The sequence below is a fragment of the Terrimonas ginsenosidimutans genome (assembly GCF_022012415.1).
Taxonomy (GTDB): domain Bacteria; phylum Bacteroidota; class Bacteroidia; order Chitinophagales; family Chitinophagaceae; genus Terrimonas_A; species Terrimonas_A ginsenosidimutans.
The window spans coordinates 243,279-255,912 of sequence record NZ_JAKLTR010000006.1; the positions used below are offsets into that span (position 1 = coordinate 243,279).

The window sequence follows — 12,634 nt, forward strand, 5'->3', positions numbered from 1 at the left end:
CTATGAAAAATCTGATCAACAAACTAAAATCAATTCGCCCTGATCTATACCAGCATTTCAGTGTCGGGGTAATCGTTTTTGTTCTGGCGTATGCAGTTCTTGGCTTGATTTCTTGCCCAATAGTATTGCGTGGAATCTTCTCGCTTGTGATCGTTTTGGCGGTTGCCTTTGAAAAAGAGCAAAGGGATTCGAGCGGTCCGACAGGTTTCAATACGCTTGACCTTATCGCTACTTTGGCCGGTGGTATTGTTCCGTTTTTACTGAAGGTGTTTTTATTATTGATTTTGCTTTTACCTGGTCCCGCATTTTCCCAAAGGAAACATTTACTTTTCGAGCAGACGTTTGAAACGGGCCTGTTCGCGGGTGCTGATTCTATTATTGAGTGCGGGAACTTCATTACCATGTCAGATAGCGTTAAGAGGTACGGAAGTAAATCCGCAAAGTTCTCGCTCAATGCTAATGATTCAAGTAGCTGCAATGATCTTCGGACGATGTTAGTTATTAAAAAAAGCGATAAGCAAAACTTTGACGCGTGGTATGCGTTCAGTGTATATTTCACGAACGCATACCCTAAGTATTACGACGGTGTTGAATCCTTCTTTCAAATATACCGCGATACATTGGGCGTACTGCCCCCTCTTTCGATTGATTGGCACGGGCAAGGGAACTACCTTACAATCATTCAGAACTTAGTAAGCCCGGATAGTACAGTTGCAAGATCTCCGTACACAATGTACATATACCCGTTAGATACCGTCAAGCTTAATACATGGGTTGACGTAGTAATAAACGCGCGTTGGCGAAATGATAGTTCCGGTTACGTTCGCGTATGGGTTGATAAAGAGCTTTGCTTTATTAATTCCGGGCCGAATAACTATACCCCGAATTACGTCAGGATGGGAATTGATAAAGAAGACTGGCGGCGAAATTGGAAGATAAGCAATACATTTTCCCGGGAACTATTCTTGGATGAAATCAGAATTGGCGACAGTCTTGCCGTTATGCTTGATGTTATCCCGGGCGGCGGCGGGTCTACCTTGCCGATCACTGACAGGCCGGAAAGGCCGACGGAGCGCGAAGCAATCCCCTTCTATGTGGCCAATCCGGTAAAGAATAGTGTGATTGATTTCCGGGTTAGCGTGACCCGCCCACAGAACTTAAGCTATGAGGTGATTGATATTCATGGCCGGGTTTTGCTTCGCGGATCTGTCGCGGCAATTGCCGGGGCAAATGTTCATCAAATCAATATCGCCAACCTTGCTAAAGGGATGTACTTTTTTGCTCTGCAAGGTAATGCGGGCTTAACCGTTAAAAAGATCATCAAACAATGAGAAGCATATTTGATAACAAAAGAGTTGCAATGATGCGGGCTGCGGGATATGATGACAGCATGTTTAAGATATTCCGCAAGGATGAAAGAAAGAGAGCGAAAGCGAAGCGGGCGCGAAGATCTCGGAAGCGACTGAAGTAGTGGTTGTATATCTGTTGTAAAAGGCGAAAGGCGATACGATAATCTTGTATCGCCTTTCGCGCATCTATTACCCTATAAAAACTAAAACATGAAGCTGTTATTCGCCGGTTCTCTTGCCTTTGTAAAAGTGTCTTTCCTGCCTGATATTGACTTACTCACAATGCTTTTCCTCGCAATGGTCGTTGACTTTGCTACAGGCTGTTGGAAAGCCAAGGTTCAGAACAAAGCAAGAACAAGCGAAGGTTTCAAAAAGACCGTTGGGAAGTTTATGCAGTACGCGGGCGCTATTGTTGGCGGGTATGCCCTGTCATATATAGGCGGGCAGAAAGGAGGTCAACATGCTATTACCGTGTTTGAGTGGTTTAATAACGGCCTTGTCATTTTCATTATCTACATAGAGATCACAAGCATATTTGAAAACCTGTATGCGATCGATCCCGATAGCCGGTTATCTCAGTTATTCTTTCAGCCTGCAATCAAGCTACTCACGTTTCAGCTTAAGAATAACCCGGTAATTAAATCGACCGAGCAAAAACCGTAAACAATATATGAAGCAACTGACAATTTTCATCGCCCTGGCTACGCTGTTGGCGTCATGTGCAGGGACAAAAAATGTTTCAACAACAAAGTCTTCAACGGATAGCCTTGCAGCCAAAAGCTTGCAGGGCGTTTCTGTCAAAAAGAAAGACAGCTTATCCGCGCAGGTCGATTCTTCCAATAAGAAGAAAAGCGTTGATAGTAATTACAAAAAGACCACGACAGTAAAGGAGTACTTCGCTGTTGGATCTGAATTTGAAGACGACGTTTCCGCAGGTGATAAGTATTACTTGACGCCGTCCAATCCTTCAACGGAGTTCGATTATTTGCCGATCCCGAAAACCTATTTTCCTTTCAAGGGATTCACGGGCAATAGAAGCTTTTTGTTTGGCGATGGCCTATTGTTATTTCGCGAAACTACAACTACTGAAGAAGGCCGGTTGATTAGCGAAGAAGAAATGAGGCAATCGCGGTCCGGTCTTTCCGACCTGAAGACAAACGACAGTTCTGCGGTGACTAAGAGCGACACGACGCGCGTAGTGAAGAATGAGGTTACAAAGAGTAAAGAAGTAAAACATGGCGATCTATTCCGAATTCTTGGGCTGATCGTTTTTATTTTGATCCTGCTATATATCTGTTACAGGATCTATACATATAAGTCTAAAAAGACTATTCGATGACCCCTAAAGAATTCGTGAAGACTTACCTGCCCTATGCTCTGGCTTCTCAAAAGAAAACCGGTATTCATGCTGAAGTAACTCTTACGCAAGCTGCGTTGGAAAGTGCTTGGGGTAAAGCCGCGCCCGGGTTTATGTTTTTCGGGGTGAAGGATACTGACGGCATCAACGGGAATGAACAGTTGATAACAACAACCGAATACAGCCGCCGCGCAGATCTTAAGTTCCCGGTGATCATAAGCATTACGCCGGTTGTAAAGGGAGGCGTGAAAATGTTTAAGTATATCGTCAAAGATTACTTCCGCAAGTATAACACCCCCGAAGAGTGCTTTACCGATCACGGTAATTTCTATCTGAAGAACAAGCGATATGCGAAAGCCTTGCTTGTTAAAGATAATCCTGAAGCGTTTATTGACGCGATTGCGGCGGCAGGGTATGCAACCGCCCCGGATTATGCGAAGCAATTAAAAGCGGTCCTGAAGACCGTACAAAGGAGTATGAAGTAGTTGGATTATTGGTTGAGTTGCTTTGATTGGAAAGCCCCGCATGTCTATGCGGGGCTTATTGTTTTTAAGACACCTTGCGAAGCTTCCCTTTTATCGGCTTAAGCGGCGCGTTAAAGCTTGGGGCCTTTTTCAAAACCGCTTCTTCTACTTCCATAAGGGCCACTTCTTCCGTGTATAGCTTTGTCATTGCCGGTGATTCATGTCCGTAAAGAAGCTGTATTTCCGTTAGCTTAAGACCTGCCCGAACCATGTCGCGCCCCCCGGTGTGCTTGGCCGCGTAAAGGTGTTTCTTGATCCCGAGTGTATCAATGATAAGTTTTTTCCAAAGCTTAGTGATTGTGTCGCGTGAAGCCTGAACTGCCGACGGGGTTAAAAAGTCATCCCTCATTGCCCCGCTTTTGCCGGTCTTTTTGCCGACCCCTCGACTGATCCCGTCGAACCATTGTTGAGATCCCGCCCCGCGATTGCCTTTACCTGGTTGAAAGGGACTGCCGAAAACAAAATATTCGTCCGGGAATTTATGCAGCGCAAGCATGTTTAAAAGGTCGTAAAGATGCGGATTGATTGGGACGTGTCTAAGGCTAAGAGTTTTACTGTTTTCTTCAACTTCGTCCGGCGCAATGGTGATCATTCTACGTTTCATATCAACGTCCGAAATTCTCAACGCTAAGGCTTCTTTCGGCCTTATCCCGGCGTGGTACACAACCTGCATAACTCTGTATAGGTTGAAGTGATTCGCCAATAAAAAGGCGGAAATATCCCTTTTATCATCTTCGGTGAACCGTTCGTATTTGTTTGATTCGGGAACGGGCTTCGTTCTAAGGTCCCGCAATGGGTTAACGTCGATTACGCGCTGATCTACTAACTCGGTGAGCATCGCCCTCATTGTTGCGGCGTATTTGTTCCAAGAATGGTTTGAAAATTCGCCTTCAACTTTTATCCTTTCTTCTTCTACCTTTCCCATTAAGTCAAGGAAAAGGCCCCTGTCAAAGTTCTTTATCTCTATCCCGGAAAACCCGTGTTTGATTGCCGCTTGTTCTATAATATTCAACTGGCTTGAGTAGCCAAGGCGGGACTTCTTTGCAATTTTTTTTACAGATAGTCCGAATTTCAAAGCGGCCATTACTGACATGGCTTTTTTCTGCGGGAGCAACCGAACGTTTCGCATCTTGTATTCGCGATCCGTTACCGGGTTCCACCCTTCCTTCAGCCAAGAGTGACGCGCATCACGTAAGGCAACCGCTTCTTTCATCCGGGCCGCTTTATTCTTTATCCTGTTGAGATCTTCGCGAAGCTTGAAGACGGGATGCCACTTACCGGCATAGTAGAAGCGAAACCATACGAACCAATCTTTCGGATTTGACGTTGAGATTTGAGGGTCAGTATATGACCCTTCGGGGATGATCTTCGTTTTCATGCGTTTTCCTTTTTGTTCCGGGTTTTGTTCCGGGTTAGGTGCTTAGTGACGCGGAAAACGCTGAAAATCAACTTATATTAAGAGAAAGTGCGGAGAGCGAGGGATTCGAACCCCCGGACCTGTTACAGTCAACAGTTTTCAAGACTGCCGCAATCGACCACTCTGCCAGCTCTCCGGCGCAAAAATAGGATTGCGGAGGAAAACAGCAAAATAGTAACACATCTTTTTTGGAATTTATTTGCGTGTATTTCAGGAAGATAAATTGTAAGAGGATGGAGCGCTGTTTTTATAATCGTGGATTGTTATGTGTTGACGGGCTGAAGATTGCTTATTGGTTTGAACAAGGGGGCAGCAAACAAAAATCAAACATCCCTTGCCCCACCATCGGCCTTGGGCCCTCCCCCGCCACCACCGCCAAGGTCCTCGTTGAGCAGGAATGAGGGCAAGGCAAAATACGGCCTTGGTCAGTATTAAAGTCAAGTCTAATACTCCCCCATCGGTTCGGCTTTAACAATAACCGCCTTGCGCTTCAGCAGATATCATTAACACAAATATCCCCTGTCCACCAAAATTGCCAAGGTGAAAAACACAAAGTATTAACGGAAAAAAACGAAAAATAAGTGAGGAAAAAATCAATAATCTCAACATGTAAGAAAGACACTCTCTGCACTTAGCAGGGCCGAGTCCTGATCAACTAAACAAAAAAAGCACTCAGCCTCCTTTTAAAGAAGGCTCATTCGCCACCACTTCCCCACTCATCACCACACGCTTCTCCTCTATCTCCTCCGCCTTCTGATTGATCAGTTGCAATAGCATCTCTGTTGCTTTCTCTGCCTGCTCATATGGGAACTGTTCAACAGATGCAAGCGGCCGGTCATCCAGGTAACTCGTCACCGGCAGGTTGGCATAACTTACAAAATAAATGTCCTTATTGATCTTTAAGCCAAGCGCCCTTGAAAATTTGATCGCGTCAAGTGTAATATAATCGTTGAATGCGATTACAGCTGTGGGCCGTTCGGGCAGCGACAATAACTGCTGGATCGCTTGCTGCGTCTCTTCCTTTTCCAGATTTGTCTGAACAATATAACCGGGCACCTGTGGCAGTTTATTTTTCTCCAACGCATGAAGATATCCCTGCAGCCTGTCCTGCGACGCAGTCATTGATTCAGGGCCTTTGATGAAACCGATCTTAGTATGCCCCTGCGCCAACAGCCAGTCGACCAGCTTTTCTGAACTGTCTTTCAGATCACACGAAACCGTGTATGCATCATCCAGGTTGGGAACACGATCAAAGAAGACCACCGGTATCCCGTACTTTTTCAACGCTTCAAAATGTTCATAATCGACCGTGTTCTTGGAGAGAGAGACAAGCAAACCATCAACCCGGTGTTTACGCATGGTATCAACAAGTTTCTTTTCGCGTTCCACATCGTCCCGCGACTGCCCTATTAATACCGTATAACTATTGTGAATGGCGATATCTTCGATACCATTGATCGCTGTTGAAAAAAACTCTTCTCTCAGGTTGGGAAGAATTACACCAATGGTTGAGGTCTTTCCCTGTTTGAACGAGATGGCTGCCTGGTTTGGCTCATAGTTCAACTCTTCCGCAAGCTTTTGCACCTGCATCTTTGTGCGCAACCCGATACTCGGATGATTATGCAATGCCCTTGAAACCGTTGAAACTGATACGTTCAACCGTTTGGCAATCTCTTTAATCGTAGCGGGTTTTTGACTCATAAACTGAAATTGAAGCGAATCTTCACGAGTGAACACGAACTACGTGAATGGGCTAATTAGATAAATAATGTGACTTATCCAAATGAGCTCTGTAAGCACGAATAACGCGAAATAATACGACTTACACGAATTACACTTCCAAATAGACGCAATATTATTTGACTGGTAAGGATACAAGTGCTCAGGAGGCATTTCCCGGAGTGATATGATGATGTTTGCCCTTCATCATATACGTTTTACTCTGCTCAATTGCGTCCATTAGCTGAGCAAGAATATCCTCGGTGCGTGCATCATAATCGATCTCCAAAGGCGGTTTGAAGCGAACCGTCAGCAAAGTTCCTTTTTTCTTGAACTTCAATCCTTTTTTATTGAATGCTCTCCAGAAACCGTTGATCACGACGGGAATCACAATAGGTTTGCTTTGCTTGATAATTAACGCGGTTCCCTTTCTTCCCGGCGCAAAAGGCTTGGTTGTTCCCTGAGGAAATGTGATCACCCAGTTGTTTTCCAGTGCCCTCGTGATCTTCCTGGTATCTGACACATCAAGCCCCTTACGGTTCTCTTTTGCCTCAGCATTCCAGGTACGCTTTACAGTCAAAGCCCCGGCCAGCGTAAACAATTTACTGATCCAACTGCCATTCATCGTTTGCTCAGCCGCCACATAATTGACACGGGTAAATGGATTCAGAAAATAATACGGAAGGCCCAGCCTGTTGATCTTTCCAAACTTCACCGCACAAAAAATATGCAGGAACGTGATCACATCTGCGAAATATGTCTGGTGATTGCTCACGAACAAAACATTCTGCTTTGGCAGATCCTTGAGGTGCTCACCACCAGTTATCTTCAGCTTATTAATAATAACAAGCCCCGGATAGGAAGCCAATCCTACCACCACATATACCAGCTTCCTGACCAGTTTGAAACTCTTTAGCCTTTCCCGTAAACTCATGCGTGCTCTTTAAGGGTATTTGGGTCAAAAATAGGGAGAAAGTTTAAAAGGTTTAAAGGTTTGGGAGGTTTCATAGGTTCCAAAGCTCATTCCTCTCTTAAACAAAAAAGGCCGCCCTTACGGACGGCCTTGCAAAACTTATACTAGAAGATTATTCACCTTTAGCTTCATCGCCTGCATTCTCACCACCTTCGAGTTTCTTCTTCAGGTCAGCGAGTACACCCAGATCACCTAAAGTAGCTTTCTCTACTTTACCCTGAATGTTCTTCACAGCTTTCTTCGTTTTATCCGCTTCAGCTTTAGCTTCTTTCTTCGCAGCTTCTTTTTCTTCTATCTGGCCTTGTTCCCAGATACGGCTGTGCGAAAGAACGATGCGTTTTTCGTTACGGTCAAACTCGATCACTACGAATTGTGCAGTTTCGTCAGCACCGATGCTCTTGCCATCTTCTTTGCTCAGATGACGGTTAGGAGCAAATCCTTCCAGACCATAAGGCAACTGAACTACAGCTCCTTTGTCATCCCTGCGAATTACAGTTCCTTCATGGATTGAACCAATCGCGAATGTATCCTGCAGGGTATTCCAGGGATCTTCTTCCAGTTGTTTGTGTCCGAGTTGGAGTTTGCGGTTTTCTTTATCGATACCCATGATCACTACGTCGATGTTAGCACCAACTTTAGTGTATTCACTTGGGTGATTAAAGCGTTTCAACCAGCTCAGGTCGCTGATATGGATCATACCACCGATACCAGGAGCGAGTTCAACAAACACACCGTAGTTAGTGATGTTTTTCACCAGGCCAGTGTGACGGCTTCCTTCAGCAAATTTGGTTTCGATATCGTTCCAGGGATCAGGAGAAAGTTGTTTGATAGACAAGCTCATTTTGCGGCTTGCTTTATCAAGGGTAACGATCTTAGCTTCATGCTCGTCGCCGAGTTTGAAGAACTCTTTCGCATTGATCGGCGTGTTAGCCCATGTGATCTCACTTACGTGAACCAGGCCTTCAACACCAGGCTGGATTTCGAGGAAAGCACCGTAGTCTTCGATATTCACTACTTTACCTTTCACGATATTGCCTTCAGCGATGTTCTCAGCCAACACATCCCAAGGATGTGGAGTGAGTTGTTTCAGACCAAGGCTGATACGTTTCTTCTCGTCGTCGAAATCGAGTACCACCACGTTGATCTTCTGGTCCATTTTCAACACCTCGCTTGGGTGAGAGATACGGCCCCATGAAATATCCGTGATATACAGCAGACCATCCAGGCCGCCAAGGTCCATGAACGCACCGAAATCGGTGATGTTCTTCACAGTACCTTCCAGAACCTGACCTTTTTCGAGTTTGCTCATGATCTCCGCACGTTGTGCTTCGATATCGCTTTCGATAAGGGCTTTGTGAGATACTACAGCATTCTTGATGGTCTCGTTGATCTTAACCACTTTGAACTCCATAGTTTTTCCTACAAACTGGTCGTAGTCTGTAACAGGTTTAACATCGATCTGAGAACCTGGCAGGAACGTTTCCATTCCGAACACGTCTACGATCAAGCCACCTTTAGTTTTTGAGGTAACAGTACCTGTGATAACTTCACCTGTTTTGTGAACTTCCACGATACGCTCCCATGCACGTGTGATACGCGCTTGTTTGCGGCTCAGGTTCAGGTGACCATCACGGTCTTCTTTTTCAACGATCATCACTTCCACTTCATCACCTACTTTCAGGTTCTGCAGGTCGCGGAATTCGTTCAGAGAGATCAGACCATCACTTTTGAAACCGATGTTCAATACAACGTCAGTTTTAGTAAGGCCTACTACGATGCCCTGGATCAGTTCACCGTCAGTCAGCTGTACGAAAGTGTTGTCATACACTTTGTCATACTTCTCTTTTTCTTCTTTGGTGTAAGAAGTAACGTTACGTTTGTCTACGCTCCAGTCGAAATCGTCGTGAGCGGTAGCAACAGGTGCAGTTGTTGTCGCTGTAGCCGGAACTTCCGCGGTAGCGGCAGCACCAGACTCCTGTGCATCAGCGTTTAGGTTTTTTTGAATTAAATTCTGAAACATGATAAAATCCCGAAGGTTTTAATTCGGGCTGCAAAGATACAGGAAAAAACCGGTTCAGCGAAGCTTTTTTTAACGCAGAACAGGCCCATAAAGCAATGATTAATAAGTGATTGCTTACCATGACTGTCATCTTGAAACCTTTCAGATCCTTCCAACCTGCCAATCCTCTCAACATAACCCGCAGAACAAAATCCACCTCTCCCCACCCCGTCATCATATTTCGGTTATATTCACCCAAAAAATCAGCTTTGCTTTACGCGTTTTTGAAGATCCTGGTCAAACTTTCCCGCCCCCTTTATTTCCGCTCAATCCGGATCAACCGGCCTGAATTGCTGCTTAAAAAAGGGCCCTTGCTGATCTGCTCCAACCACCCGAATTCTTTCCTGGATGCAGTCCTGCTTGACACACTTTTCGAACAGCCCATCTGGTCCCTCGCCCGCGGCGATGTTTTTCGGAATCCTTTTCTTACCCGCATACTTACTGCTATCAGAATACTGCCCGTCTATCGCGTAAGCGAAGGCGTCGAAAATCTCAGCACCAATTATGAGACATTTGATGCCTGCAAAGAGATCTTCCGGCAAAACGGGCTCGTATTGATCTTCAGCGAAGGATTATGCATCAATGAATGGCACTTGCGTCCATTAAAGAAAGGAACCGCCCGGCTGGCCATGAGCAGCTGGAGTGAAGGCATTCCGTTAGAAATACTTCCCGTAGGAATTAACTATAACTCATTCAGCGCGTTTGGCAAAGATCTCGTGATCAATATCGGCGAGCCTGTTAGCCTGAGCCAGTTCAACCTGTCAGGTTCGGAAGGTCAACAGATCCAGCAATTTAACGTGGCCCTTACACAAAGACTGCAGCCGCTTGTTTATGAAATAGCACCGGAGGATATAAAGACAAGGGTCAACATGATCAGCCGGCCGGCTTCTATTATCAGGAAAACAATCTTAGCCATCCCTGCTTCGGTCGGCTGGTTATTACATCAGCCGCAATACCTGCTGATGAGATCCGTCGCCAGAAAAAAATCGGTTGCCGGCCACTATGATTCAATACTGGCTGCACTGCTATTTCTTTCCTATCCGTTTTATCTGCTTCTGATCGCCCTGCTGCTTTTTTTATTATCAGGAAAGGCAGCTCTAATGCCCGCGGTCATGCTGCTCCCTGTCACAGGCTGGTGCCTTATACAATCCGGCTTTACTACCATAGAAAAACCCGCACACGCGTAGTTTTTTGCCTCAGTTCATGGATCATAACCTATGCGATCTATGGTAAAGTTATAGCCTGTTGGCATCTCGTATTGCTTCTATGGCATTCAATGCGCTTCCTGATCCGTTGAAGGAAACGATAGCCTATATTTGCCAGGTATCCTTCTAAACTGCTTTATGCGAATAAACAGCAACATCCGGTGGCTCACGCTCACAGCAACATTACTCAGTATCTCGTCCCTGTCAACTGCAGGTGAGATCATAAATGCAGTTGATACTATCCCGGTAAACAACTGGTCTTTTGGGATCAATCACCACCTGGGTTCGTTCATTGCCAATCAGCCAAAGTCCGAATACATCCGTGACTCCTATACATCCCTTACAGAAATATTTATAGAAAAGAAAACCAATGGCGAAGCTGATTGGCATCTCTCCCATAAATATCCGGCCGTCGGATTGGGATTGATTGCGGGCAATCCAGGCAGCCGGGAGTACATAGGTAATCTGTATGCTGTCTATCCATACATTAGATTTCCTTTACTCCACACCCGGCGTTACGAAGCAAGCATCAAAACAGGTGGTGGACTGGCTGTAGTCGGAAAACCATATGACGTGTATTCCAATCCCAAGAATACATTGATCGGAACCCGCTTCAACGTATTTCTTTCATTCGTACTTCAAAATGAAGTCAAACTCAGCGAACGTTTTCATCTCGCCGCCGGCATAGGAATCATGCATGTTTCAAATGGAAGTACGAAATTGCCAAACCTCGGATTAAATATTCCAAACCTCAGCGCGGGTATCCGTTATGCATTAGGAAGACCAAACCAGCATAAAAGAACTTTACTGGATACAAGTTCTTCAAAAATCGACTTCGCCGCATATACTTCCATTTCAGTAAAGCAATACCCATGGGTTGGAGGAAGTTATTACCTGATCAATGCCGCTCAATTAGAAGCTTCCAAAAGAACCGGTCGCAATTCTTCATTTGGCCTGGGAGCTCTTCTTTTATATGATCGTACAATAAGAAGATATGCCATGGAAGATCGCACCGGCGATCTCAGCTACCAGAAATTTCAGGCCGGATTATACCTCTCCTATGAGCATTTTCTTGGCCGTCTTTCTATTCCGGTTAATATCGGAGCCTATCTTTATAACGGATCGAGCTCTGGCATCTTTCAGCAATATGGGATCAGGTATAAAGCGACCGATCATGTCTCAACTCAGCTCTTGTTGAAGTCACATTCAGGCCAGGCTGAATTTATTCATATTGGTGTTGGTTATAACTTTTAAAATTATGAAGCCCTACTTATTTTTTTTCTTCACACTGATGATTGCAATTGTAACAGCCGGATGCACCAAGCCAGGTTGCACAGGTAATGCCGGTCCTGCGGCTGTCCAGGAGAGAGATTTTCCCGCATTTAGCACGGTAAGATTACAGGATAATATCGATCTTGTATTAATACAAAGTGATGATGAGAAAATTGAAATTTCAGGCCCGCAGAATATTATTGCAAATGTTCAGACTGTTGTTGCGAATGAGGAATTGGTCATCAGCAATCAAACAGGATGCAGATGGCTTCGTGATGCAGACGAAAAAGTCAAAGTACGACTTTTTGTAAAAGACATTGCTCTTTTGAAATATGAAGGAAGCGGTAATGTCAGCAATATGGATACATTGAAATTTAAAGCATTTCGTATCAACAGCGAAACCGGGGCCGGTAATGTAGAACTCACAGTCGATATGCCATATCTTGCAGTGATCATTCTAAAAGAAAATGCATCAATGATCATGCATGGTAAAGCTGGTCACGTTGAAACATATACTAACGCAAGAGGGTTATTGAACCTGAGCGATCTCAAAACGAAAACCATGTATATGATCTATAGCGGTCTTGCTGATACCCACATTCAGGTGGCTGACGAATTGGATGCGACCATACGATATAAAGGCAATGTTTATTGCAAAGGGTATCCGATCATAAAACGCTCTGACTACTTCAGTTCTGGACAGCTATTTATTCAACCCTGATCATTTTTTGTTTTGTTGCCGAAAGTATTGTAATAGAA

The 12,634-nt window shown here is 44.9% G+C and carries 11 protein-coding genes and 1 tRNA gene; 7 read left to right on the plus strand and 5 right to left on the minus strand.

Translation table 11 applies throughout. From position 1 onward, the window contains the following. Window positions 1-2: 2 nt before the first annotated feature. From LZZ85_RS11505 to LZZ85_RS11520, 4 genes are all read left to right on the plus strand, one after another. Window positions 3-1,331: a heparin lyase I family protein gene (locus tag LZZ85_RS11505; protein WP_237871776.1), complete on the plus strand. Its 1,329-nt coding sequence runs from the start codon at window positions 3-5 to the stop codon at window positions 1,329-1,331. Window positions 1,332-1,559: 228 nt separating this feature from the next. Beyond that, window positions 1,560-2,012: a phage holin family protein gene (locus LZZ85_RS11510; RefSeq protein WP_237871778.1), complete on the plus strand. Its 453-nt coding sequence runs from the start codon at window positions 1,560-1,562 to the stop codon at window positions 2,010-2,012. 7 nt (window positions 2,013-2,019) lie between these two features. Next, window positions 2,020-2,688, plus strand: a complete 669-nt coding sequence (locus LZZ85_RS11515; RefSeq protein WP_237871780.1) for a putative periplasmic lipoprotein — start codon at window positions 2,020-2,022, stop codon at window positions 2,686-2,688. Beyond that, window positions 2,685-3,191, plus strand: coding sequence for a glycoside hydrolase family 73 protein (locus LZZ85_RS11520; protein ID WP_237871782.1), 507 nt, complete (start codon window positions 2,685-2,687; stop codon window positions 3,189-3,191). Before LZZ85_RS11515 ends, LZZ85_RS11520 begins: the two co-directional genes overlap by 4 nt. A 64-nt stretch (window positions 3,192-3,255) precedes the next feature. Here the strand turns inward: LZZ85_RS11520 and LZZ85_RS11525 are convergent, their stop codons facing one another. The 5 genes from LZZ85_RS11525 to rpsA form a co-directional block, all read right to left on the minus strand. Beyond that, window positions 3,256-4,608 carry a tyrosine-type recombinase/integrase gene (locus LZZ85_RS11525; protein WP_237871784.1) on the minus strand — a complete coding sequence of 451 codons (1,353 nt, stop codon included), beginning with the start codon at window positions 4,606-4,608 and terminating at the stop codon, window positions 3,256-3,258. 90 nt (window positions 4,609-4,698) lie between these two features. Further along, window positions 4,699-4,783: transfer RNA gene (locus tag LZZ85_RS11530), tRNA-Ser, on the minus strand. Window positions 4,784-5,319: 536 nt separating this feature from the next. Then, window positions 5,320-6,348 (minus strand): LacI family DNA-binding transcriptional regulator, encoded by a 1,029-nt coding sequence (locus LZZ85_RS11535; protein ID WP_237871786.1) that lies wholly within the window; start codon window positions 6,346-6,348, stop codon window positions 5,320-5,322. 181 nt (window positions 6,349-6,529) lie between these two features. Then, window positions 6,530-7,300 (minus strand): lysophospholipid acyltransferase family protein, encoded by a 771-nt coding sequence (locus LZZ85_RS11540; RefSeq protein ID WP_237871788.1) that lies wholly within the window; start codon window positions 7,298-7,300, stop codon window positions 6,530-6,532. 151 nt (window positions 7,301-7,451) lie between these two features. Next, window positions 7,452-9,359 carry a 30S ribosomal protein S1 gene (gene rpsA / locus LZZ85_RS11545; protein WP_237871790.1) on the minus strand — a complete coding sequence of 636 codons (1,908 nt, stop codon included), beginning with the start codon at window positions 9,357-9,359 and terminating at the stop codon, window positions 7,452-7,454. 248 nt (window positions 9,360-9,607) lie between these two features. Between rpsA and LZZ85_RS11550 the strand changes: the two genes are divergently transcribed. From LZZ85_RS11550 to LZZ85_RS11560, 3 genes are all read left to right on the plus strand, one after another. Further along, window positions 9,608-10,585, plus strand: coding sequence for a 1-acyl-sn-glycerol-3-phosphate acyltransferase (locus LZZ85_RS11550; protein ID WP_237871792.1), 978 nt, complete (start codon window positions 9,608-9,610; stop codon window positions 10,583-10,585). Window positions 10,586-10,741: 156 nt separating this feature from the next. Further along, complete coding sequence (locus LZZ85_RS11555; protein ID WP_237871794.1) at window positions 10,742-11,857, plus strand: acyloxyacyl hydrolase; 1,116 nt, start codon at window positions 10,742-10,744, stop codon at window positions 11,855-11,857. A gap of 4 nt (window positions 11,858-11,861) precedes the next feature. Then, entirely contained in the window at window positions 11,862-12,596 is a 735-nt protein-coding gene (locus LZZ85_RS11560; protein ID WP_237871795.1) for a GIN domain-containing protein, read from the plus strand. The last annotated feature ends 38 nt before the right edge of the window (window positions 12,597-12,634 follow it).